General features: G+C 73.8%; 27 protein-coding genes. 15 read left to right on the top strand and 12 right to left on the bottom strand.

Annotation, left to right across the window (positions count from 1 at the left end):
• The first annotated feature begins 52 nt into the window (after positions 1-52).
• The 8 genes from hisD to hisF all read left to right on the top strand — a co-directional run bounded on the left by hisD (position 53) and on the right by hisF (position 5,791).
• Complete coding sequence (gene hisD, locus COUCH_RS29575; protein ID WP_249608490.1) at positions 53-1,363, top strand: histidinol dehydrogenase; 1,311 nt, start codon at positions 53-55, stop codon at positions 1,361-1,363.
• On the top strand, positions 1,360-2,436 hold the full coding sequence (locus tag COUCH_RS29570) for a histidinol-phosphate transaminase (RefSeq protein WP_249608489.1): 1,077 nt from the start codon (positions 1,360-1,362) through the stop codon (positions 2,434-2,436). Before hisD ends, COUCH_RS29570 begins: the two co-directional genes overlap by 4 nt.
• Positions 2,433-3,044: an imidazoleglycerol-phosphate dehydratase HisB gene (gene hisB / locus COUCH_RS29565; protein ID WP_199514392.1), complete on the top strand. Its 612-nt coding sequence runs from the start codon at positions 2,433-2,435 to the stop codon at positions 3,042-3,044. The genes COUCH_RS29570 and hisB overlap by 4 nt, the downstream gene beginning before the upstream one ends.
• On the top strand, positions 3,041-3,214 hold the full coding sequence (locus tag COUCH_RS29560) for a hypothetical protein (RefSeq protein ID WP_249613957.1): 174 nt from the start codon (positions 3,041-3,043) through the stop codon (positions 3,212-3,214). The genes hisB and COUCH_RS29560 overlap by 4 nt, the downstream gene beginning before the upstream one ends.
• An 84-nt stretch (positions 3,215-3,298) precedes the next feature.
• A complete protein-coding gene (gene hisH, locus COUCH_RS29555; protein ID WP_249608488.1) occupies positions 3,299-3,919 on the top strand; it encodes an imidazole glycerol phosphate synthase subunit HisH in 621 nt (206 codons plus the stop codon).
• Positions 3,920-3,922: 3 nt separating this feature from the next.
• The gene (locus COUCH_RS29550; protein WP_249608487.1) at positions 3,923-4,237 is read left to right on the top strand and encodes a hypothetical protein; all 315 of its coding nucleotides are present in this window, start codon (positions 3,923-3,925) and stop codon (positions 4,235-4,237) included.
• 26 nt (positions 4,238-4,263) lie between these two features.
• A complete protein-coding gene (gene priA, locus COUCH_RS29545) occupies positions 4,264-4,989 on the top strand; it encodes a bifunctional 1-(5-phosphoribosyl)-5-((5-phosphoribosylamino)methylideneamino)imidazole-4-carboxamide isomerase/phosphoribosylanthranilate isomerase PriA (RefSeq protein ID WP_249608486.1) in 726 nt (241 codons plus the stop codon).
• Positions 4,990-5,014: 25 nt separating this feature from the next.
• On the top strand, positions 5,015-5,791 hold the full coding sequence (gene hisF / locus COUCH_RS29540) for an imidazole glycerol phosphate synthase subunit HisF (RefSeq protein WP_249608485.1): 777 nt from the start codon (positions 5,015-5,017) through the stop codon (positions 5,789-5,791).
• Between the two features lie 74 nt (positions 5,792-5,865).
• Here hisF and COUCH_RS29535 read toward each other — a convergent pair whose 3' ends face one another.
• Both COUCH_RS29535 and COUCH_RS29530 read right to left on the bottom strand, forming a co-directional pair.
• Positions 5,866-6,294, bottom strand: coding sequence for a hypothetical protein (locus COUCH_RS29535; protein ID WP_199514404.1), 429 nt, complete (start codon positions 6,292-6,294; stop codon positions 5,866-5,868).
• A 244-nt stretch (positions 6,295-6,538) separates the two neighbouring features.
• A complete protein-coding gene (locus COUCH_RS29530) occupies positions 6,539-7,195 on the bottom strand; it encodes a YczE/YyaS/YitT family protein (RefSeq protein WP_249608484.1) in 657 nt (218 codons plus the stop codon).
• A 59-nt stretch (positions 7,196-7,254) separates the two neighbouring features.
• Here COUCH_RS29530 and COUCH_RS29525 point away from each other — a divergent pair, with 59 nt between their 5' ends.
• Both COUCH_RS29525 and COUCH_RS29520 read left to right on the top strand, forming a co-directional pair.
• Entirely contained in the window at positions 7,255-8,709 is a 1,455-nt protein-coding gene (locus tag COUCH_RS29525) for a PLP-dependent aminotransferase family protein (RefSeq protein WP_249613844.1), read from the top strand.
• A 66-nt stretch (positions 8,710-8,775) separates the two neighbouring features.
• Positions 8,776-9,237 (top strand): pyridoxamine 5'-phosphate oxidase family protein, encoded by a 462-nt coding sequence (locus COUCH_RS29520; RefSeq protein ID WP_249608483.1) that lies wholly within the window; start codon positions 8,776-8,778, stop codon positions 9,235-9,237.
• 3 nt (positions 9,238-9,240) lie between these two features.
• Here the strand turns inward: COUCH_RS29520 and COUCH_RS29515 are convergent, their stop codons facing one another.
• Positions 9,241-11,064, bottom strand: coding sequence for an AMP-dependent synthetase/ligase (locus COUCH_RS29515; RefSeq protein ID WP_249608482.1), 1,824 nt, complete (start codon positions 11,062-11,064; stop codon positions 9,241-9,243).
• Between the two features lie 267 nt (positions 11,065-11,331).
• Here COUCH_RS29515 and COUCH_RS29510 point away from each other — a divergent pair, with 267 nt between their 5' ends.
• Positions 11,332-12,549, top strand: a complete 1,218-nt coding sequence (locus COUCH_RS29510; RefSeq protein ID WP_249608481.1) for a S8 family peptidase — start codon at positions 11,332-11,334, stop codon at positions 12,547-12,549.
• Positions 12,550-12,663: 114 nt separating this feature from the next.
• Here the strand turns inward: COUCH_RS29510 and COUCH_RS29505 are convergent, their stop codons facing one another.
• Complete coding sequence (locus COUCH_RS29505) at positions 12,664-13,311, bottom strand: TetR/AcrR family transcriptional regulator (protein ID WP_249608480.1); 648 nt, start codon at positions 13,309-13,311, stop codon at positions 12,664-12,666.
• 75 nt (positions 13,312-13,386) lie between these two features.
• Here COUCH_RS29505 and COUCH_RS29500 point away from each other — a divergent pair, with 75 nt between their 5' ends.
• Together COUCH_RS29500 and COUCH_RS29495 are read left to right on the top strand one after the other, a co-directional pair.
• Positions 13,387-13,683: a hypothetical protein gene (locus tag COUCH_RS29500; protein ID WP_249608479.1), complete on the top strand. Its 297-nt coding sequence runs from the start codon at positions 13,387-13,389 to the stop codon at positions 13,681-13,683.
• Positions 13,680-14,546, top strand: a complete 867-nt coding sequence (locus tag COUCH_RS29495; RefSeq protein WP_249608478.1) for a class I SAM-dependent methyltransferase — start codon at positions 13,680-13,682, stop codon at positions 14,544-14,546. The genes COUCH_RS29500 and COUCH_RS29495 overlap by 4 nt, the downstream gene beginning before the upstream one ends.
• A gap of 14 nt (positions 14,547-14,560) precedes the next feature.
• Here COUCH_RS29495 and COUCH_RS29490 read toward each other — a convergent pair whose 3' ends face one another.
• From COUCH_RS29490 to COUCH_RS29465, 6 genes are all read right to left on the bottom strand, one after another.
• Positions 14,561-15,223 carry a PepSY domain-containing protein gene (locus tag COUCH_RS29490; protein ID WP_249608476.1) on the bottom strand — a complete coding sequence of 221 codons (663 nt, stop codon included), beginning with the start codon at positions 15,221-15,223 and terminating at the stop codon, positions 14,561-14,563.
• Between the two features lie 76 nt (positions 15,224-15,299).
• Complete coding sequence (locus COUCH_RS29485; RefSeq protein WP_249608475.1) at positions 15,300-16,046, bottom strand: class I SAM-dependent methyltransferase; 747 nt, start codon at positions 16,044-16,046, stop codon at positions 15,300-15,302.
• A 68-nt stretch (positions 16,047-16,114) separates the two neighbouring features.
• Entirely contained in the window at positions 16,115-16,339 is a 225-nt protein-coding gene (locus COUCH_RS29480) for a hypothetical protein (RefSeq protein WP_249608473.1), read from the bottom strand.
• A 79-nt stretch (positions 16,340-16,418) separates the two neighbouring features.
• Complete coding sequence (locus COUCH_RS29475) at positions 16,419-16,592, bottom strand: CsbD family protein (protein WP_249608471.1); 174 nt, start codon at positions 16,590-16,592, stop codon at positions 16,419-16,421.
• 136 nt (positions 16,593-16,728) lie between these two features.
• On the bottom strand, positions 16,729-17,988 hold the full coding sequence (locus COUCH_RS29470) for a sensor histidine kinase (protein WP_249608470.1): 1,260 nt from the start codon (positions 17,986-17,988) through the stop codon (positions 16,729-16,731).
• The gene (locus tag COUCH_RS29465) at positions 17,985-18,668 is read right to left on the bottom strand and encodes a response regulator transcription factor (RefSeq protein WP_249608468.1); all 684 of its coding nucleotides are present in this window, start codon (positions 18,666-18,668) and stop codon (positions 17,985-17,987) included. The genes COUCH_RS29470 and COUCH_RS29465 overlap by 4 nt, the downstream gene beginning before the upstream one ends.
• Positions 18,669-18,770: 102 nt before the next feature.
• Here COUCH_RS29465 and COUCH_RS29460 point away from each other — a divergent pair, with 102 nt between their 5' ends.
• The gene (locus COUCH_RS29460; RefSeq protein ID WP_249608467.1) at positions 18,771-19,211 is read left to right on the top strand and encodes a hypothetical protein; all 441 of its coding nucleotides are present in this window, start codon (positions 18,771-18,773) and stop codon (positions 19,209-19,211) included.
• Between the two features lie 11 nt (positions 19,212-19,222).
• On the top strand, positions 19,223-20,617 hold the full coding sequence (locus COUCH_RS29455) for a PLP-dependent aminotransferase family protein (RefSeq protein WP_249608466.1): 1,395 nt from the start codon (positions 19,223-19,225) through the stop codon (positions 20,615-20,617).
• On the opposite strand, the gene COUCH_RS29450 is transcribed toward COUCH_RS29455, so the two are convergent.
• Complete coding sequence (locus COUCH_RS29450; RefSeq protein WP_249608465.1) at positions 20,512-21,801, bottom strand: APC family permease; 1,290 nt, start codon at positions 21,799-21,801, stop codon at positions 20,512-20,514. The two genes, COUCH_RS29455 and COUCH_RS29450, sit on opposite strands and share 106 nt — an antisense overlap.
• A 69-nt stretch (positions 21,802-21,870) precedes the next feature.
• The gene (locus COUCH_RS29445) at positions 21,871-22,488 is read right to left on the bottom strand and encodes a TIGR03085 family metal-binding protein (RefSeq protein ID WP_249608464.1); all 618 of its coding nucleotides are present in this window, start codon (positions 22,486-22,488) and stop codon (positions 21,871-21,873) included.
• Between the last annotated feature and the right edge of the window lie 23 nt (positions 22,489-22,511).

Below are 22,511 nucleotides of genomic sequence, written 5' to 3'. Positions count from 1 at the left end.
TGCCTGGAACCGCGGCGGAGGGTCGCCCGCGTCCCGGCCTAGACTTGTCGGCGTGCTGAATCGGATCGACCTGCGCGGCTCCCGCCGGGACCCGCGCGGTCTGCTGCCCCGTGCCCAGCTCGACGTCTCCCAGGCCGTCGAGAAGATCCGCCCCGTCGTGGCGGCGGTCCGGGAGCATGGTTTCGCAGCGATCCGGGAGGCCACCGAGAGATTCGACGGGGTACGCCTCGAGCGCCTGCGCGTGCCCGCCGAGGCGATCGCGGCCGCCGAGTCGTCCCTCGACCCGCAGGTGCGCGCCGCGCTGCTCGTGGCCATCGAGCGGGCCCGCAAGGTCCACGCCGACCAGCGCCGCACCGACGTCACCACCCAGGTCGTGCCCGGCGGCACCGTCACCGAGCGGTGGGTACCGGTGTCCCGGGTCGGTCTCTACGTCCCCGGCGGCCTCGCCGTCTACCCGTCCACGGTCGTCATGAACGTGGTGCCCGCCCAGGCGGCCGGCGTCGGCTCCCTCGTGGTGGCGAGCCCCCCGCAGCCGGACAACGGCGGCCTGCCCGACTCCCGCGTCCTGGCCGCGTGCGCGCTGCTCGGCGTCGGCGAGGTGTACGCGGTCGGCGGTGCCCAGGCGATCGCGATGCTCGGCTACGGCTCCGACGGCGCCGATGAGAACGACCGCTGCGAGCCGGTCGACGTCATCACCGGCCCCGGCAACATCTGGGTCACCGCGGCCAAGCGGCTGCTGCAGGGCACGGTCGGCATCGACGCCGAGGCCGGCCCCACCGAGATCGCGATCCTCGCCGACGACACCGCCTCACCGGTGCACGTCGCCGCCGACCTGATCAGCCAGGCCGAGCACGACCCGCTCGCGGCCAGCGTGCTGGTCACCGACTCGCCCGAGCTGGCCGACGCGGTCGACGCGCAGCTGGCCGTGCAGGTGCCGGCCACCAAGCACGAGGCCCGGGTGCTCGAGGCGCTGGGCGGCACGCAGTCCGGCGTGGTGCTCGTCGACGACCTGGCGCAGGGGCTCGCGGTCGTGGACGCGTACGCGGCGGAGCACCTCGAGATCCAGACCCGCGACGCCCGCGAGTGGGCCATGCGGGTGCGCAACGCCGGGGCGATCTTCGTGGGGGCGTACTCGCCGGTCTCGCTGGGCGACTACGCGGCCGGGTCCAACCACGTGCTGCCCACCGCCGGCTGCGCCCGGCACTCCTCGGGCCTGTCCGTGCAGTCGTTCCTGCGCGGCATCCACGTCGTGGAGTACGACGAGGCCGCCCTGCGCGACGTCGCCCCGCACGTGGTGGCGCTCGCCAACGCCGAGGACCTGCCCGCGCACGGCCAGGCCGTGACGGCCCGGTTCGCGTCGTGACCACCGTCGAGGACCTGCCGATCCGCGACGACCTGCGGGGCAAGTCGCCGTACGGCGCGCCCCAGCTCGACGTCGCGGTGCGGCTGAACACCAACGAGAACTCGTACGCGGTGCCCGACGCCGTGGTGGACGAGATCGCCAAGGCGGTCCAGGCTGAGCTGCGCGACCTCAACCGCTACCCCGACCGCGACGCCGTCGCCCTGCGCACCGACCTCGCGGACTACCTGGGCCACGGGCTCACCACCGCGAACGTGTGGGCGGCCAACGGCTCCAACGAGGTCCAGCAGCAGCTGCTGCAGGCCTTCGCCGGACCGGGGCGTACGGCGCTCGGCTTCGGCCCGTCGTACTCGATGCACCCGCTGCTCGCGGCCGGCACCGGCACCCGCTGGATCGGCGCGCTGCGCGACCCCGGCTTCGGGCTCACCCCGGCCGCGGCCGTCGCGCAGATCGAGGAGCACCGGCCGGACCTCGTGTTCCTCTGCTCGCCGAACAACCCGACCGGCACCGCCCTCGACCCGTCGGTGATCGACGCGGTCCTCGGCGTGGCGACGGGCATGGTGCTCGTCGACGAGGCGTACTTCGAGTTCGCCCGCCCCGGCACCCCCAGCGCGCTGGAGCTGCTGCCGCACCACCCGCGCCTCGTGGTGACACGGACCATGAGCAAGGCGTTCGGCTTCGCCGGCGGCCGCCTCGGCTACCTCGCCGCGGACCCGGCCGTCGTCGACGCCGTCCAGCTGGTGCGGCTGCCGTACCACCTGTCCAGCCTGACCCAGGCGGCCGCGCGCGCGGCCGTCGCCCAGCGCGACGCCCTGCTCGCGGCCGTGGAGGCCATCAAGGAGCAGCGGGACCGCATCGTGTCGACGCTGCGCTCGCGTGGCGTCCGCGTGGCCGACAGCGACGCCAACTTCGTGATGTTCGAGGCGGGCGCCGACCAGAAGGCGGTGTGGCAGGCGTTCCTGGACCGCGGGGTGCTCATCCGCGACGTCGGCCTCGCCGGCTGGCTCCGGGTGACCGCGGGCACCGAGACCGAGACATCAGCCTTCCTGACCGCCGCCGAGGAGATCCTGTCGTGAGCCGCACCGCGCGCGTCGAACGCGTCACCAACGAGACCAAGGTCCTCGTCGAGATCGACCTCGACGGCACCGGCAAGGGCGACCTCGCCACCGGCGTCGGCTTCTACGACCACATGCTCAACCAGCTGGCCAAGCACGGCGGCTTCGACCTGACCGTCCGCACCGAGGGCGACCTCGAGATCGACGCCCACCACACCATGGAGGACACGGCGATCGCGCTGGGCGAGGCGTTCGCGCGGGCGCTGGGCGACAAGGCCGGCATCCGGCGGTACGGCTCCGCCACGATCCCCATGGACGAGGTGCTGTGCCGCGCCGCCGTCGACCTGTCCGGCCGGCCGTACGTGGTGCACGACGAGCCGGAGCTGGCGCCGTACATCGGTCCGGTCTACCCGACCAGCATGACCCGGCACATCTTCGAGTCGTTCGGCCACACCGCCAAGGTGACGTTGCACGTGAGCGTGCTCCGCGCGGCCCGCGACGGCGGCCGTCCCGACGCCCACCACGTCGTCGAGGCGCAGTTCAAGGCCTTCTCCCGGGCGTTGCGCGAGGCCGTGGAGATCGACCCGCGCAACGCCGGCGCGCTGCCGTCGACCAAGGGTGTGCTGTGAACAGCATCGTCCCCGTCCTGCTCCTCGCGGTCGCCGGCATGCTCGTGGGCGGCGTGGTGTCGCTGGCCCGGCAGGGCGCCACGAAGTTCTCGATCGGCGTGGTCGCCGTGCTCGCCCTGCTCGCGCTCGCCGGTGGCGTGCTGTGGCTCCTCCCGGGGGACACGGCATGACCGGCCGCACCGAGCGACGCCTGCCGGTGGCGGCGGGCGGCCGTGACCGCGAGGCCCAGGAGGGCATGCCAAGGTGAGCACAGCATGAGCAGCGTCGTGATCCTCGACTACGGGTCGGGCAACCTGCGCTCCGCCGAGCGTGCGGTGGCGCGAACCGGCGCCGACGTGACCGTGACCGACGACCTGGCCGCGGCGGCCGACGCGGACGGCCTGGTCGTCCCGGGCGTCGGCGCCTACGCCGCCTGCATGGCGGGCATCGAGAAGCTCGGCGCCGGGCCGGTCATCGCCGAGCGGGTCGCCGCCGGCCGCCCGGTGCTGGGCATCTGCGTCGGCATGCAGATCCTCTTCGAGACCGGCGTCGAGCACGGCGTCGAGAGCCGCGGCCTGGGACTGCTGCCCGGCGCGGTGACGAAGCTCGCCGCCCGGCGGATCCCGCACATGGGATGGAACACGGTCACCGCGCCGCCGGAGTCCGTGCTGCTCAACGGGCTTCCGGAGGAAACCCGGTTCTACTTCGTGCATTCGTACGCGGCGCAGGACCTCGACGCGCTGTCCGAGGCGGGTGCCACGGTGACGACGGCCGCCCACGACGGGCCGTTCGCCGCGGTGGTGGAGCACGGGGCCCTGTCGGCTGCGCAGTTCCATCCGGAGAAGTCGTCGGACGCCGGTTACGCGCTGCTCCGCACCTGGGTCTCCCGGCTCTGAGCCGTGTCGAAGGAGAGAGCGAGGCGGCGGGCCGAACGGCTCGCCGTCCTGGAGAAGGAAAAGGCCGCCCGGGCCCGCAAGGTCGCCCGCCGGCAGCGCCGCCGCACCCTCGTCCGCCGGCTCACGCCGCAGCGTCGTAGCTCCGGGCGCCTGCACCGGCGCAGCCGCGCCCAGCGGGCCGGCATCGTCGTCATCCCGCTGGGGGCCGCGGCCCTCGTCTGGTTCCTCGTCCCCGAGCTCGCGCTCCGGCTGGTCCTCATCGCCATGATCGTGCTCGTCCTGCCGGCCCTGGTCGTCGTGGTCCTCGGCCGCCGGTAGTCCTTCTCATCCCTGGGAGTTTCACCGTGACCCTTGCCCTGCTGCCCGCTGTCGACGTCGCCGACGGCCAGGCGGTGCGCCTCGTCCAGGGCGCCGCCGGCTCCGAGACCGGCTACGGCGACCCCCTCGAAGCCGCCCTCGCCTGGCAGAACGACGGTGCGGACTGGGTGCACCTCGTCGACCTCGACGCCGCCTTCGGCCGCGGCTCCAACGCCGCCCTGCTCGCCGAGGTGGTCGGCCGCCTCGACGTCAAGGTGGAGCTCTCCGGCGGCATCCGCGACGACGAGTCGCTGCGCGCGGCGCTCGGCACCGGCGCCGCCCGGGTCAACATCGGCACGGCCGCCCTCGAGGACCCCGAGTGGTGCGACCGGATCTGCGGCGAGTACGGCGACCGCGTCGCCATCGGGCTGGACGTGCGCGGCCGTACGCTGTCCGCCCGCGGCTGGACCCGCGACGGCGGCGACCTGTACGAGGTCCTCGAACGCCTCGACAAGGCCGGCGCGGCCCGGTACGTGGTCACCGACATCACCAAGGACGGCACCATGAAGGGCCCCAACCTGGAGCTGCTCCGCGAGGTCTGCGCCCGTACGCCCGCCCCGGTCATCGCCAGCGGCGGCGTCTCCACCCTGGACGACCTGCGCGCGCTGGCGACCCTCGAACCGGTCGGCGTCGAGGGCGTGATCGCGGGCAAGGCCCTCTACGCCGGCGCGTTCACGGTCGCCGAGGCGCTCGCCGCCCTCGCGTCCCGATGACCCGCGTCTCGATAGGGAGCACACCATGACTGTCGCGGTACGCGTCATCCCCTGTCTCGACGTCGACGCGGGGCGCGTGGTCAAGGGGGTCAACTTCGTCGACCTGCGCGACGCCGGCGACCCCGTGGAGCTCGGCGCGGCGTACGACGCGGCCGGCGCGGACGAGCTGACCTTCCTGGACGTGACCGCGTCCTCGGACGACCGCGGCACCATGCTCGACGTGGTGCGCCGTACGGCCGAATCGGTCTTCATCCCGCTCACCGTGGGCGGTGGCGTCCGCTCGGTCGACAACGTCGACACCCTGCTGCGCGCGGGCGCCGACAAGGTGGGCGTCAACACGGCGGCCATCCACCGCCCCGAGCTGATCTCCGAGATCGCGGACCGCTTCGGCAATCAGGTCCTCGTGCTCTCCCTGGACGTACGCCGCGTGCCGTCCGGCCCCGGCCCGGAGCACCCGAGCGGCTGGGAGGTCACCACTCACGGCGGCCGCAAGAGCGCCGGCCTCGACGCGGTCGGGTGGGCGCGCCGGGTCGCCGAGCTGGGCGCGGGCGAGATCCTGCTGAACTCGATGGACGCGGACGGGACCAAGGCGGGTTTCGACCTGGACCTGATCTCGGCGGTACGGGCGGTCGTGGACATCCCGGTGATCGCCAGCGGGGGCGCGGGGACGGCCGAGCACTTCCCGCCTGCGGTGGCGGCGGGTGCGGACGCGGTGCTGGCGGCGAGCGTGTTCCACTTCGGAGAGCTCACCATCGGCGAGGTGAAGCAGAGCCTGCGGGCGGCCGGCAACCCGGTCCGCTGACCGCCGAGCCGTTCAGCCGGCCGGCTACGTGGCCCGGCCGCGCGACTTGCTCAGCGGGCGAGCGGCTGCGGTGGTCAGCGGCCGTCGGCCAGGCGGAGGGAGTATTCGCGGACGGCGGCGTTGTAGGTCTTCTCGTCCAGCTTCCAGTCCGACTCGCCCGGCGTGGCCGCCCGGTTCAGCTGGGTCTGGAGGGTGACCACCGCCGAGGACAGGCCGCTGAACGGCCGGGTCCGCCACAGCTGCTCGCCCGCGGGCGCCACCTCGACCAGGTCGTCGTCGACGGTGAGCAGGCCGGCGCCCGCCAGGCGGCGTACCGATTCCTCCAGTTCGGAACGGCTGGGGACGCTGTGGTGCAGGAAGTCCGCGGCCGCGAGCACGTCGGCCAGGCTCGCGCCGGTCACCGGGAGGGCGGCGTGCAGCGCGCGGTCCCTCTCCAGGCGCTCGGCGATCACCGCGGACACGAAGATCCAAGCGTCGTTCCAGTGCCAGCCACCAGCCCCCATGCCGCAATGATGCCGCCTGCAACCGGAACCGGGAAGCACATGTGTCGTGATGATCACCGAGCTGTGTCCGGACGGCCGGACATTTCACCCGGCGCCGCCCGGTCCACCCAGGACGAACATCACCCGCCCGGTCGGCGTCACGACTCCGCGCCGGGCCGCTGAGCCCCCGGACAACCGATTTAGCGGCCGCGGCGGTGAAGTGCGGGTGTGGGCCGGCGGCCGGCGGCGACCGCCCGGTGGCCGGTCAGGCCACCGCCGGAACGACCTGCCCCACGGCCTCCCGGCGCCGCACCGCGAACAACGGCATGAAGATCTGCACCAGCGGCCCGATCCCGAGCGCGTACGCGACCGTGCCGATCCCCACGGTCCCGCCGAGCAGGAACCCGATGGCCAGCACCAGCACCTCGATGCTCGTCCGCACCAGCCGGATCGACAGCCGCGGGAACCGGTTGACCAGCCCCGTCATCAGCCCGTCCCGCGGTCCCGGCCCGAAGTGGGCGCCGATGTACATCGCCGTGGCGATCGCGTTGAGGACGATGCCGACCACGAGGTACGTGATGCGGATGGCGAGGCCCTCGCCGGGGGAGAGCACCGCGAGGGCGGCGTCGACGACGAAGCCGATGACGATCAGGTTGGCGATCGTGCCGAAGCCCGGGCGCTGGCGCAGCGGGATCCAGAGCAGCAGGATCGGGATGCCGGTGAGGATCACCACCCAGCCGAAGCTGAGCCCGGTGGCCTTCGACACACCCTGGTGGAAGACGTCCCACGAGGTGAGCCCGAGCCCCGACTCCACCATGAAGGCCATGCTTATCCCGTACAGGATCAGACCCGCGAAGAGCTGACTGGTACGGCGGAAGAGCCGGCGGTCCGCGGTGGCGGGGTGGTTGCTTCGCTTCGTCATGAGTGCCACTCTGAAGGCCAATTGGACGGGCTGCGAGAGCCAATTTCCCGGAGGTGGCTGTGACGACGTCGGTACGAGGAGGCCAATTGGCGCGGCTCCTCGGCCAGTGGCACTCGCTGCCGGGCCGGCACCGGAGCCCGGACTACGCCGCGCTGGCCGGGGCGGTCCGGGGGCTGCTCGCCGACGGACGCCTGCCCCTGGGCGTACGCCTGCCCGCGGAGCGCGAGCTCGCCGAGGCGCTCGGGGTGAGCCGGACGACGGTGACCGCCGCGTACCGTGGCCTCCGGGAGACCGGCCACCTCACCAGCCGGCGTGGCGCGGGGAGCTGGACCACCCTGCCGAACGGCCACCGGGTCGCGACGTCCGGGCTGTGGACCCCGGACGACGACCTCGACATGATCGACCTCGGCGTGGCGGCCTCGGCCGCGCCGGTCGAGCTGGTCCCCGCCGCCCGGGCCGCCGCCGACGAACTGCCCCGGTTCCTCGGCAGCGCCGGGTACAACCCGACCGGCCTGATGGAGCTGCGTGACGCCGTCGCCGCCGCCTACACCGCGCGCGGGGTGACCACGAGCGCCGAGCAGATCCTGATCACCAGCGGCACCCAGCAGGCCCTCGACCTCGTGCTCCGCCTCTCCGTCCCGGCAGGCGCGTCCGTGCTGGTGGAGTCCCCGACGTACCCGAACGCGCTCGCGGCGCTGGCCGCCCGCCGCGCCCGGATCAGCACCCACGGCATCGACGCGGCGACCGGCTGGGACGGCGAGATGCTGCTCGGCGCGCTGCGGCAGACCCGGCCGCGGCTGGCGTACGTGATCCCGGAGTTCCACAACCCCACCGGCCACCTCATGCCGGCCGCCCTGCGGGAGCGGCTCGTGGCCGCGGCCCACGCGACCGGGACCGAGCTGGTCGTCGACGAGTCGTTCGTGGATCTGCCGCTCGACACCGACGAGATGCCGCCGCCGGTCGCGGTCTTCGACCGGCATTCGCGGGTGGTCTCGATCGGCGGCATGAGCAAGGCCTACTGGGGCGGCCTGCGGATTGGATGGGTACGCGCATCCGCCCCGCTCGTGCAACGTCTCGCGGCGCTGCGCGTGGGCGTCGACATGTCCAGCCCGGTCCTGGAACAGCTCGTCGCCGTGCACCTGCTGCGCGACGCCGCGTCGATCGTGGCGACCCGCCGCGCCCAGCTGGCGGTCCGCCGCGACGCGCTGATCGGGGCCCTGCGCGACGACCTGCCGGAGTGGCAGTTCACCGTGCCGGCGGGCGGGGTGATGCTGTGGGCGGAGCTCGACGGGCCGATCTCCAGCGCCCTGGCCCGCGCCGCCGAGGACGTGGGCGTACGGCTGGCGCCGGGGCCGCGGTTCGGCCTGGACGGCACGCTGGAGCGGTTCCTGCGGCTGCCGTTCTCGCTGCCCGCCGACGACCTGATCGAGGCGGTACGCCGGATCGCCTCGGTCCGGCACGACCTCGACCGCTCGGCGCGCCCGGCCTGGCGAACGGAAGCGGTCATCGCCTGAGCCGGCCACCGGTGCGGCAACGCTAGGCGGCCCGCCGAGCGGCGGCGGGGCTGACATGATGCCCGGATGAGCGCAGCAGAACCTCCCCGCGACCGCGCCACGCGCAAGGCCGACACGCTCGCCAAGCTGGCCGGCCCGGCCGCCGACGCGTGGGTCGCCACCGCCGCGGGCGATCAGCCCTACCTGGTGCCGCTGACGCTGGCCTGGCTCCGGGAGCGCATCGTCCTGGCGACCGAGGGCCGGTCCCGGACGGCCCGGGCGATCACCGCCACCGGGACCGCGCGGCTCGGCCTCGGCGGGACCCGGGACGTGGTGATGATCGACGCGGTGCTGGAGTCGGCGGTCGCCACCGGGGAGGCGCCGGAGTGGGTCGCCGACGGGTACGCCGAGCGCGCCGACTGGGATCCGCGGACGGCCGGGGACGGCTACGTGTTCCTGGTCCTGCGGCCCGACCGGGTCCAGGCGTGGCGGGAGGCGAACGAGATCAGCGGCCGTACGCTCATGCGCGACGGCCGCTGGCTCGAGTGACCGCTACATCTGGACGAGCGAACCCGCGTACATCTTGTCGATCTGCTCGGCGAAGCTGGTCTCCACGCTGCGCCGCTTGATCTTCATGGACGGGGTGATCTCGCCCTGCTCGATGCTGAGGTCGCGGGGGAGGATCGCGAACTTCTTGACCGTCTCCCACCGGTTCAGCTTGCCGTTGAGCTCCTCGATGTAGTCGGCGACCAGCTTCTCCGTCTCCGGCGCAGCGACGATCTCCGCGTACGACTTGCCGGCCAGCGCGCCCCCGGCGGCCCACGTGATGATCGCGTCCTCGTCCAGGCTGATCAGCATCGTGACGAAGTTGCGGGCCTGCCCGATCACCACCGCCTGCGAGGTGTACGGGCACACCGCCTTGAACATGCCCTCGATCGCCGACGGGGCGATGTACTTGCCGCCGGACGTCTTGACCAGGTCCTTCTTGCGGTCGGTGATCTTCAGGTAGCCGTCCGCGTCGAGCTCGCCGATGTCGCCCGTACGGAAGAAGCCGTCCTCGGTGAACGCCTCCTCGGTCTCCTTGGGCAGGTTGTGGTAGCCGCGCATGACCGGCTTGCCGCGCAGCAGGATCTCGCCGTCGGCGTCGATGCGGCACTCCAGGTCGCCGAGGGGCTGGCCGACCGTACCGATCTTGAGCTTGCCGAGCCGGTTGACGAAGTTGGCGGCGCTGCTCTCGGTGAGCCCGTACCCCTCCATGATCGGCAGGTTGGCCGCGGCGAAGAACTCGGCGATGTCGCGGCTCAGCGGGGCCGAGCCGGAGACCAGCACGCGCAGCCGGCCGCCCAGGCGGTCCTGCAGCTTGCTGAAGACCAGTCGCTCGGCGACCGCGTACTTCGCCTTGACCGCCGCCGGGACGGGCCTGCCCGCCTGCTCGTACCCGACCTTCTGCTTGCCGGTGGCGACCGCCCAGCCGAAGATCTTGGCCTTGAGCCCGCCGCCGCCGATCGCGGTGGTGACCGTCTTGTTGTAGACCTTCTCGAAGATGCGCGGGGCCGCGCACATCAGCGTCGGCTTGACCACCGACAGCATGTCGACCAGCTTGTCGACCCGGCCGTCGATGTACGTCGGCACGCCCACGTGCAGGATGCCGCAGAGCAGCGACTTGCCGAACGAGTGGGACAGCGGGAGCCACAGGTACTGCAGGTCGCTGGCCTCGAACAGGCCGAGGCCCGCCTGGGCGACGCCCTCCCACGTCCAGCCGCCGTGCAGCAGCTCGACGCCCTTGGGCCGCCCGGTGGTGCCCGACGTGTAGATCAGCGTGGCGACGTTGTCCGGGCCGATGCCCTCGGCGATCCGCTCGACGAGGTCCGGCGTCTCGGCGAGTGCCGCACGGCCGCGCTCCTCCAGCTCGGCGAGCGTGAGCTGCGGCGGCTGCGCGGAGGCGTCGGCGAGGCCGTCGATGAGCACGACGTGGGTCACCGACGACTCGGTGCCGGACAGCTTCAGCGCCTGCTTCGGGTTCTCGGCGACGAGGATCTTCGAACCGGAGTCCGAGATGATGTACGCCGCGTCCTCCGGCTCGGTGGTCGGGTAGACCGTCGTGGTCGCGCCGCCGGCGCAGTTGATGCCGAGGTCCACCAGCGCCCACTCCAGCCGGGTGCTGGACAGGATCGAGACGCGGTCCTCGAGCCCCACGCCCAGCCCGGCGAGCCCGGCGGCGATCGCCTTGGCCCGCTCGCCGACCTGCGCCCACGTCAGCCACTCGATGGCCGAGTCGTCGGCCGTCGGTACGGCGAACGCCCGGCCGTTCGGGGTGGCCTGCACACGACGCAGGAACATGTCCGGAATCGACCGGTAGGGAACCTCGAGAGCCATCGGGCGCCGCCTCTTTGCGTTGCTGGAAGGGGGGTGTAACAGCCGTGTTACCGAAGAGTATTGCGCCGGGAGGGCTGGACACCAGACCGCCCCCGGTCCCCAAGAGCAATCCTAAGACCCTTGTCGCGAGGCGGTGGCAGCCCCACGGCGCCTGGTATGGCCCATTCGATATAGAGGCACGTCGACGCGTTGCGCCTACTGTCTCCCTCAACGGGACAGGAGCCCGGGGGACCCCGCAGGGTCCGGCAGGCGCGAGAGAGGATCAGCATGGCGATTCGACGCCCCCGAGGCCGCCACGTGGTGGCCGTCAGTCTGCTCGCTTTGGCCACGACGACCGCCGCTACGACGACCCCCGCGGTGGCGGCTCCCGCCACCGGGCAGATCCGGCTCGCCGGCACCGCCGAAGCGGTACCCGGCAGCTACATCGTGGTGCTCAAGGACGCCGCGGTGGGCGGCAAGGCGGGCAGCCAGAAGGTGGCGTCCGCGGTCGGCTCCCGCTCCGGATCCCTGGCCCGCAGCTACGGCGGCTCGGTCCAGCGCACGTTCGGCGCCGCGCTCAACGGCTTCGAGGCGAAGCTCAGCGAGCCCGCCGCCAAGCGGCTCGCGGCCAACCCGGACGTCGCGTACGTCGAGCAGAACCAGACCGTGTCGTTGCTGGCCACGCAGTCCAACGCCACCTGGGGCCTGGACCGCATCGACCAGCGCAACCGGCCGCTGAGCACCACGTACACGTACAGCCAGACGGCCTCGAACGTGACGGCGTACATCATCGACACGGGCATCAAGTACACCCACAACGACTTCGGCGGCCGCGCCAGCTTCGGCTACGACGCGGTCGGCTCGGGCGGCGTCGACTGCAACGGCCACGGCACGCACGTCGCGGGCACGGTCGGCGGCACCACGTACGGCGTGGCGAAGCAGGTCCGGCTCGTCGGCGTCCGCGTGCTCAACTGCTCCGGCTCGGGCACGAACGCGGGCGTCATCGCCGGCGTCAACTGGGTCACCTCGAACGCCCGCAAGCCCGCCGTCGCGAACATGAGCCTCGGCGGCGGCGTGAGCAGCGCCCTCGACAGCGCGGTCGCGAACTCGATCAGCTCGGGCGTCACGTACGCGCTGGCGGCCGGCAACTCGAACGCCAACGCCTGCAACTCGTCGCCGTCGCGGGTCGCCTCGGCCATCACGGTCGGCGCCACCACCAGCACCGACGCCCGCGCGTCCTACTCGAACTACGGCACCTGTCTGGACATCTTCGCCCCGGGCTCGTCCATCACGTCCGACTGGTACTCCAGCAACACCGCCACCAACACGATCAGCGGCACGTCGATGGCGTCGCCGCACGTGGCGGGCGCGGCGGCGCTGGTCCTGTCGGCCAACCCGTCCTACAGCCCGGCCCAGGTCCGCGACTCGCTGGTCAACAACGCCACCGCCAACGTGGTGACCAGCCCGGGCAGCGGCTCCCCGAACCGCCTGCTCTTCGTCAGCTGACCGCTGCGTGAAACCCCCGCGGTGCCCGGGCCGGTCGGTCCGGGCACCGCTTTTTCACAGGTACGGCGGCAGCCGCGAAGCCTTCCGCGCAGTGGCCGGACAGATCAGAAGCGGTCACGGGCCGGCCGCCGCGTCGAGCAGCGCGGCGGCCGTCGTGCGTACGTACCACTCCCGGTAGCGCTCCGGCGTCCAGCCGCGGCGGCGGACGAGCCAGTCGTAGTTGCGCACGTCCATCGCCAGCCACAGCACGTCGGCCGCCGACTCCACGTCGTGATCCGCCCGCAGCCGCCCGGAGCCGGCGAGCTCGGCCGCGAACATCAGCATGCCGCGCCGGCGCTCCTCGTCGTTCTTGCGCAGGATCGCGGCGGCGTCCGCGTCGGCCGAGGCGGCGTTGAGCAGCGCGAGCATCACGTCCACCTGCCGGGCGTTGGTCTGCGCGAGGTGCACGGCGTAGCGCGCCAGCTTCGCCTCGGCGTCGGCGAGCGCGTGGATCTCGGCCACGAACGCCCGCTGCGGCAGGGCGACCGGCTCGTCGTCGCCCGCGATCGTGCGGTCGAGCAGGGCGGACAGCAGGTTCCGTTTGCTGCCGAACACCGCGTACACGGTCTGCACGGCGACACCCGCCTTCGCCGCGACGGCGGTGAGCGGGGCGGCGGCGTATCCGGGGTCGACGAACAGGACCGCCGCCGCGTCGAGGACGGCGTTGCGGGTGCGGCCCGCCTGCTCCTGTCGCTGTGCCGACTCGTATCGCCGCTTGACCACGCCGCCAGCGTAGTAGTTTATTGGATAGAGCTTTACTCTATCGAAAATTGGACACCATCGTCATAGGGAGGCGTCATGCCGTTCGGGGTCGTACAGGAGATGCCGGGAGTCACTGAGGCGGAGTACCGGCTGGTGGAACGCAATCTGGGCCCCGACCGGCCGCCGGGCCTGCTGGCCCACGTGTCCGGGCCGGCCGAGGACGGCTGGCGGGTCGTCAACATCTGGCGCAGCCCGGAGGACTTCCGCCGGTTCCAGACCGAGCGGCTGGCCCGCGCCGCCGGCCTCGCCGCTCGCGAGGACGGCTTCGACCCGGGCAAGGCGGCGTCCTTCCGGTCGTTCACGGTCACCGGCGACGAACTGCCGTTCCCGTGACCGCCGCGGCGCACGACCGCACGTCGGCGTACTGGTCGGCGGCGGCCGCCGGCTGGATCCGCCACGCCGACCGGCACGACGCGTGGGGCCGGCCGCTCGGCGCCACCGCCCTGGCCGCCCTGCGACCGGTGCCCGGCGAGCGCTTCCTGGACGTGGGCTGCGCCTGCGGCGGCACGACGGCCGAGCTGGCGGCGGTGGCCGGTCCGGGCGGGGCGGCGGTCGGGGTGGACCTGGTGGAGGTGCTGATCACCGAGGCGACCCGGCGGTTCCCCGCGGCGCCCGGCCGGAACCTGAGCTTCCACACCGCGGACGTGGAACGGATCGAGCGCGTCCCGCAGTCCCCGTTCGACGCGGCCTACTCCCGGATGGCGCTGATGATGTTCGCCGACCCGGTCGCCGGCTGCGCCGCGGTACGCCGCTCCCTGCGCCCCGGAGGACGGCTGGCGGCCACCGTCTTCCGGGCCGGCGGCGCGCCCTGGCTGCCCGCGGCGATGCTCGGCGCCGCCGCGCACGTCGGGCCGGTGGAACCGCTGCCCCTGGGCGACGAACCCGGCCCGTTCGCCTTCGCCGACCCGCGGCGGGTGGAGCGGATCCTGGACACGGCGGGCTTCACCGCGATCGGGATCGGGCCGGACGACGTCGTGGTCGGCGCGCCGGACGAGCCGGAGGCGGTGGCCGACTGGCTCATCGACCTCGGGCCGGCCGGGGTGGCGTACCGGGCGGCGCCGGCCGGTGCGCGCGCGGACGCCAGGGAGGGTGCGGCCCGCCTGCTGGAGCGGTACCGCACCCCCGGCGCCGGATATCGCCTGCCCACGGCGATCTGGACGATCACCGCCGAACGCCCCGCGACGTCCGGCGGCTGACCGTCCGGCCGGGCTCAGTCGTCCGAGCCCCGGCCGCGCCCCCGGTCGTCGCCGGAGCGGTCGTCCGACCCACGTCCCCGGCCGCGGTCGTCGGCGGCGCTGTCGTCGGAGCCGCGCCCGCGCCCGCGGTCGTCGGCGGCGCTGTCGTCGGAGCCGCGCCCGCGGCCCCGGTCGTCGCCGGCCGAGTCGTCGGAGCCGCGTCCCCGGCCGCGGTTGTCGGCAGCGCTGTCATCGGAGCTGCGCCCACGCCCGCGGTCGTCCGTGGCCGAGCCGTCGCTCGCGCCCTTCACCCGGTGGCGCAGGACCTCGCCGGTCGCCCGATCCACGTCGATGTCGTGCTCGGCGCCGCGCAGGGTCACGTCCACGTCCCAGACCGCGCGGCCGTGCTCGGTTTCCCGCTCGACCTTCGTCACCCGGCCGCCGCCGACCGCCCGGATCGCGATGGTCTTCGCGGCGGCCACGCTGATCCCCCCAGCGGTCGACGGCGACGAGGCGGTGGACGAGGCCGACGGGGACGGCGAGGCGGAGCTGAAGAGCGACGGCGGCGTGACCACGTCGCCGTTCGGGAGCATCGGCACGGCCGGGTCGTCGGCGCCGGCGGCGAAGGCCGTACCACCCAGGGCGAGGGCGGCGACCGCGCCCACGGCCAGGGTGGATGCCGTACGGAGCTTGATCATGGGAACCTCCGAGGTGTCGGTTGATGTGACACCTGCACGGTCCCGCGCGGCGCGCTATGGGCACGCTGTGTGATCGCTAAGGCGCGGTTAAGGGCTTCCGGTACACCGAGACGTGGTCGGTGGAGTCCGGGCCGAAGGGGTCGCCGTCCCAGGTGGCGTACCGGGCCTCGAGGGTGAGACCGGCCCGGGCGGCCAGCTCGTCGATCTGCTCCGGCCACCGGTAGTGCATGCCGAACGGCTCGAGCCGTACGCCGCCGTCGGAGAACGTGACGGTCTGGCGCAGGAACGACTGGGCCTCGCGGTCGTACCGGTGCATCCGGACCGACACCGACGTCTCCGTCACCGACCAGACCTGCACCTGCTGCTCGTCGCGGTCGAAGGTCGCGGGGTCGGGGACGAACGCCTCGATGACGAAGGCGCCGCCGGGGGCGAGGACGCGGGCCACGTTGCGGAAGCAGTCCTCCTGGCGGCCCTCGCCGGTCAGGTTGAACAGCGTGTTGAAGACCAGGTAGACCAGCGGAAAGGGGCCGGGCACCGCGACGTCGGCCATGTCGCCGACGAGGACCGCCATGTCCGCCCCGCCGGGTTTGGCGCGCAGCAGCTCCACCATCTCCGGGGACGCCTCGATGCCGTGCACCTCGACGCCGTGTGCCACCAGCGGCAGGGCGACCCGGCCGCTGCCGATGGCGAGTTCGAGCGCGGGACCGCCGCCCGCCAGGCCGGCCAGGAAGCGGGCCGCGGGCTCCGGGTCGGGGTTGCCGGGGCTGTCGTAGCGGGCGGCCCACTGCCGGCCGAACAGCCCGGGATCATCCAGTATCGACATGACCACACATCAGCAGAGCGGCAATCGAGCGGCAACGCAATTAAAGAGCTCGCCTGCGCGCCGCCTTCTCAGAGCACCGCGCCGCGGGGCGCAACCTCGATCGCAGCGACACCTCGGCCGTAGAGCACGACCAGCCGCTCGCCGTGCCTGGTGCGAAGGATCCCGGAATCCTCAGCCAGGGTCGCAATCGCGTGTTCGACGAGGCGGTCCTCCTCGGCGATGCCGGGTTCGTCGTACGTGATGTCCATGCGGTCGCCGCCGACAAGCCGGACCCTGAGCACCGTAGTCGCCATGCCGCAAAGCTACTTGAGGTCCGGGTGCACGCCAGGAGGGGACCGGCCCGGGCCGGTCCCCTCCCGGCGTGCCCGAGGATCACTTCTTGAAGGCGTCCTTGATCTTCTCGCCGGCCTGCTTGACGTTCGACGACGTCTCGTCGGCCTTGCCCTCGGCCTGCAGTTCCTTGTCGTCGGTCGCTTCGCCCACGCCCTGCTTGGCCTTGCCGCCGGCTTCCTGGGCCTTGTTGCTGATCTTGTCGTCGAGTCCCATGACGATCCTTCCCCGCGCTCACGCCTGGACCTCGTCGGCTGACGACGCCTCGCTGAGCGGCGGTGCTTCGCTGTGGACATGCCCCTGGCCGGCCACGCGAAACGCCTTCGCTCTGTCACCCCGTGAGAGCCCGCGCTCAGACCCCGTCAGGAGTGCTCGCCCCGGCCAGCTCGACGCGGACGCGGGCGCCGCCGCCCGGTGCCGGTTCGACGTGCAGCGAGCCGCCGCCGCTCTCGGCCGCCCGCCGGGCGATGTCCAGGCCGAGCCCGGTGGAGCCGCTGCCCGACGCGCCGCGGCGCAACGCGTCCCCGGGGAAGCCCGGCCCGTCGTCGCAGACCGTCAGCACCGCGCCGCCGCCGGGGCGGGCGGACAGCGACACCCCGAACGCCGTGCCGTCGGGGGTGTGCGCGAACACGTTGCCCAGCAGGGCGTCGAGCGCGGCGGCCAGCTCGTCGGCGGGGATCGCCACCGGCAGGGGACCGGGCGGGAGCTCCCGGCGTACGTGCCGGTCGGTGTCCTCGGCCAGGACCGCCCAGAAGGCGACCCGGTCGGCGACCACCGCCGCCGCGTCGCAGGCCCGCTCGCCGCCCCGGCGGCGGGCCTGCTGGATGACCGCCGTGACGGCCCGCTGGATGCCGTCCGCGGCCGCGGCGATCCGGGCCGCCTCGTCCGGGTCGCGCAGCGCCTCGGCCTCGAGGCGCAGCGCGGTCAGCGGGGTGCGCAGCCGGTGGGAGAGGTCGGCCACCTGCTCCCGCTCCTCGCGCAGCAGGTCCTGGATGCGCCCGGCGAGATGGTTGAGCGCCGCGGCGACCTCGCGCACCTCGGGCGGACCGGCGGGGGCCGCCCGCGCCGACAGCTCGGCGCGGGCGAGGCGGTGGGAGACCGCGGACAGGTCGGCGATCGGGGCGACGAGCGTACGGGCCAGCCGGTCGGCCACCACCAGCCCGAGCAGCACGAGCGCCACGCCCAGCCCGGCGAGCACGAGCCACGACCGGGCGACCCCGCGGTTGAGCTCCGCGGGAGCCACCACCGTGCGGATCACGTACGTGCCGGGCCCGCTGACGACCGGCACGACGATCTCCCGGCCCGCGGCGGTGGCCACGGCGAACGACTCGCCCTTGGCCGCCGCGAGCCGTACCGCGGGGGTGGGCGCCGCCGCCGCGCCGATCACCTCGCCGTCCGGGGTGAAGACGCTGACCGGCACCGGCTGGCCCTGCACGGCGAGGGACAGGTCGTCGGTGCCGACCAGCGGCACGATGGTCTGCACGACGCCGGTGGCGCGGCTGATCGCCCGGTCCTCGGCGACCTGCCGGACCAGCAGCGCGAGCGGCGCGAGGAACGCGATCAGGATCAGACAGGTGGTCGCCGCGACCAGCAGCGTGAGGCGGCGCCTCATGCCGGCTCACTGAGCCGTACGCCGACCCCGCGCACGGTGTGCAGGTAGCGCGGGTCCTGTGCGGTCTCGCCGAGCTTGCGGCGCAGCCAGGACAGATGCACGTCGACGGTCTTGTCCGCCCCGCCGTACGGCACCTGCCACACCTCGCTGAGCAGTTCCCGCTTGCTGACCACCTGCCCGGCGCGGGTGGCGAGGTGGTGCAGCAGGTCGAACTCGCGTGGCGTCAGGTCGAGGTCCGTGCCGTCGAGCGTCGCCGTCCGGGCGCCCGCGTCGATGCGCAGCCCGCCCACCGTCACCGCGACGGGCTCGGTGCCGGCCGGGCCGCCGCGGCGCAGGACCGCGCGGACCCGGGCGTCGAGCTGCGCGGCGGTGAACGGCTTGACGATGTAGTCGTCGGCGCCGGCGTCGAGCACCCGGACGATCTCCGCCTCGTCGTCGCGGGCGGTCGCCACGATCACCGGCACCGCGCTGACCGCCCGCAGCATCCGCAGCAGCTCCCGGCCGTCGAGGTCGGGCAGGCCCAGGTCGAGCACGACCAGGTCGGGGCGCTCGGCGAGGGCGGTCTGCAGCCCGTCCATCGCGGTGTGCGAGGCCGCCACCGCGTGCCCTCGCTCCCGCAGCGCGCGCAGCAGGGTGGTACGGATCGCCGAGTCGTCCTCGACCAGCAGGAGGTGGGCCACGCAGGCAACCTATCCCGTCGTACCGGCACGATCGTGGCTCTTAACCGTCCCTTAGCGTGCCCGCGAGCCTGCTTTAGGGCTCGGCCGGGCATAGTCGCTCCTGTGAACCGCCGAACGCTGCTCGTGACCGCCGGCTGGCTCGGCGCGGCCGTGCTGGCCGTGCTGGTGGGCCTGACCGGGGTACGCCTCATCGGGGCCGGCCTGACCACGCCGGAGTCCCGCCCCCGCAGCGCCGCGGAGGTGGCCGGGGAACTGCGCTCGCTGCCGTCCCCGTCGGTCAGCCGTACGCCGTCCCCGACCGCCTCGCAGGCCGTGCGGAGCCCGCGCAGCCGCACCTTCCCGACCCGCGGCGGCACGGTGGTCGCCCGGTGCGCCGCGGACGGCCCGGAGATCGTCACGATGTCGCCCGCGCCCGGGTTCGCGATGCACGAGCGGGAGCGGGCCGAGGGGGAGTTCCGCAGCTCCTCGGACAACCACGACCGGGTCAAGTTCCGGATCGCCTGCTCGGCGGGTACGCCCTCCCTGCAGCTGCGCGGCGACTGAACAATAGGGGCGTGGATCTCGTCATCAACCTCGACGGCCCGGGCGAGAAGACGGTCCGGGTGTACCGGGCGCTGCGCGAGGCCATCGAGGACGGGCGGCTGCCCCGGGGCCACCGGCTGCCCGCGACCCGGGTGCTCGCCGCGGATCTCCAGGTGGCGCGCAACAGCGTCGCGACGGCGTACGAGCGGCTCGTGGCGGAGGGCTACCTCGTGGCCCGCACCGGGGCGGGGACGTTCGTGGCCGCCGTACGCGACCGGCCCGCCACGCGCCGCGCCACGGCCGACCCGTTGCATCCGCGGCCGGGCTGGACCTACGAACCGCTGCCGACGGGCGCCGGCGTGCCCGCCCCGAGGTACGACTTCCGCACCGGCATCCCCGACGCGCGGCTGTTCCCGTTCGACACCTGGCGGCGGCTGGTCGCGGCGGAACTGCGGCTGGGCGCCAACGAGCCGGGCGCGTACGGCACCCCGGCGGGTCACCCGGCGCTGCGCGCGGCGATCGCCCGGTATCTGGGCTACTCCCGGTCCCTGCGGGTGGAGGCGGACGACGTGCTGGTCACGAACGGCACACAGCACGCGCTCGACCTGATCGGCAGGGTGCTGCTGCGGCCGGGGGACGTCGTCGCCCTGGAGGAGCCCGGCTATCCGCCCGCGTGGCGGCTGTTCGCCTCGCTGGGTGCGCACGTGGTGGGCGTACCCGTGGACGCCGGCGGCCTGGTCGTCGATGCCCTGCCGCGCGCCGCCCGGATCGTCTACACGACGCCGTCGCACCAGTTCCCGCTCGGCCCGGCGATGAGCCTGACCCGGCGGCACGCGCTGCTGGACTGGGCGCGGTGCCGCCAGGCCGCGGTGATCGAGGACGACTACGACTCCGAGTTCCGGTTCTCGTCGCGCCCGCTGGAGCCGCTGCACAGCCTCGACACCGCCGGGCGGGTGCTCTACGTCGGCACCTTCTCCAAGACGATGCTGCCCAGCGTGCGGACCGGTTTCGTGCTCGCCCCGGCCGGGCTCCGCGCGGCGCTCGTGGCGGCGCGCCAGCTCGGCGACGGGTACGGGCAGACCGCGGTGCAGGCGGCGCTGGCCCGGTTCATCGACGAGGGGCTGCTGGCCCGGCACGTACGGCGGGCCGTCAAGGCGTACGCGCACCGCCACGCCCGCATCGTCGCCGTGCTGGGCCGGCACGCCGGGCTGGAGGTGCTGCCGTCGGCGGCCGGCCTGCACGTCACCGCGCTCGCTCCCCGTTCGGCCGAGGTGGTGGCGGCGGCCGCCGGGCGCGGGGTGGCCGTGGAGGACCTGGCCGGCTACGGCAGCGACTCGACCGGGTTCGTGTTCGGCTTCGGCGCGATCGATCCGGCCCTGCTCGACGAGGGGCTGGAGATCTTCGGCGAGGTCCTCCGGGAGGCGTAGGCCACCGCGGCCGCCGCGACGACCAGGCTGAGCAGCGCCGGGGCGCCGTTGAGAACCAGCAGGCCGAGCGTGGAGGCGAACGCGAGCCCGGCGCCGCGCCGGGCCCAGCCGGGCGGCAGCAGCTTCAGGGCGGCCGCCGTGCCGAGCACGTACACCAGCGTGAAGCAGCCGGTGACGAGCAGCATGGCCGTGTGGAAGCTGATCGGCAGCGCCACCGACACGAGGCTGCCCGCCGTGACGACCAGCAGCGACTTGCGCGGTGTGCCGACCGGTCCGGCCGGCAGCGCGCCGTCGCGGGCCAGGGCCGCGCCGAGCCGGGACGCCCCGGCCAGGTACGCGTTGACCGCGCCGATGGTCAGCAGCACGGCGACCACCGCGGTGACCACCCGCACCGGTCCGCCCACCCCGACGGCCAGCAGGTCGGCGAGCGGCGCCGGGCTGTCCCCGATGGCGGGGCCGAGCACGAGCACGCTGGTGGCGGCGACCGCGAGGTAGAGCACCCCGACGATCAGCACCGCCGCGCCGGTGGCCCGGGTGACGTCCCGGCGGGGGTCGCGGTATTCGCCGGCCAGCGACGAGACGGCCTCCCAGCCGGCGAAGCCCCAGACCAGCACGGCCGCGGCGGTCCCGATGCCGGCCCAGCCGTACGGCGCGAACGGCGTGAGGTTGGCCAGCCGGGCGTGCGGCAGCGCGGCGACCACAGTGACCACGAGCAGCGCGGCGAGCGCGGCGGTGAGCCACAGCTGCGCCCGGCCGGAGATCTGCAGCCCGAACCAGTTCATCGTGACGACGATGCCCATGATCACCAGGAACGTGCCGAGCACGGTCGCCCGGCCGCCGCCGACGATGTCGGCCACGTACCCGCCCGCGAACGCGGCGGCCGGCGGTGCGCCCAGCGGCACGGCGAAGAAGAAGCACCAGCCGACCGCCGTGGCGGCGCGGGCGCCGAACGCCAGCCGGACGTACGTGGAGACGCCGCCGCCGTCGGGGTAACGGGCGCCGAGCGCGGCGAACGTCCCGGCGAGGGGAGCGGACAGCAGGATCAGCGCGAGCCAGGCGAGCAGCGAGGCGGGTCCCGCGACGCCCGCGGCCAGCGCCGGCATCGAGATCACGCCGGTGCCGAGCACGGCGCCGACGCAGAGGGCCGTGCCCTGGGCACGCGACAGGGTGCCGGTGGAGGTCATGGGATCACCGTAGGCACCGGATTGGCTCCTCGTCCGGGCCAATCCGGCCCCGATCAGAGGAGCCAATTGCTACATGTTGAGCCGGGCCGTACGGATGCTCTCGTCGCCGGCGATCTCGACCCGCGCGACGCTCTGGCGGCCCGAGCAGAAGAGCACGATCTCGCCGGGTGCGCCGGTCACCGTCGCCGCCGGGGTCCCGTCGCCGACCTGCAGCACCCCGAACCCGGGCGCCTCGATCCGGACCGGCCTGCCGAGCCGGCGCAGCGCCAGCCGGGCGGTCAGCTTGGTCGCCCGCCACAGCGCGTTCTCCTCGCCGCGGTCCAGCGCCCGTGGCTCCCAGCCCGGCTGCGCGCGCCGGACGTCCTCGTGGTGCACGAAGTACTCGACCGTGTTGGCCAGCTCGTCGAGGAGCGGGTTGCTCATCGGGCTCCACCACGGCGGCGTGCGCACCTCGGCCACGACCCGCTCGTACGGCTGCGCCGCCTTCGCCCGCCGGACGTGCTCGCCGTGCCCGGCCAGCGGCGGCACCAGCATGCCGACCATCGCGTCGGGCCGGCGGTCGCGGACCACCAGGTGCGCGGCGAGGTCGCGGGTGGCCCAGCCGGCGCACATGGTCGGCGCGTCCGGCCCCACCTCGAGGAGCAGATCGGCGAGGAGGCGGCGTTCCGTACGCGCGTAGTCGGTCATCCCGCGATCGTAGGCGGCCCGGG

The organism is Couchioplanes caeruleus (genome assembly GCF_023499255.1).
Classification (GTDB): Bacteria; Actinomycetota; Actinomycetes; order Mycobacteriales; family Micromonosporaceae; genus Actinoplanes; species Actinoplanes caeruleus_A.
This window is presented reverse-complemented; position numbering and strand designations above follow the sequence as displayed.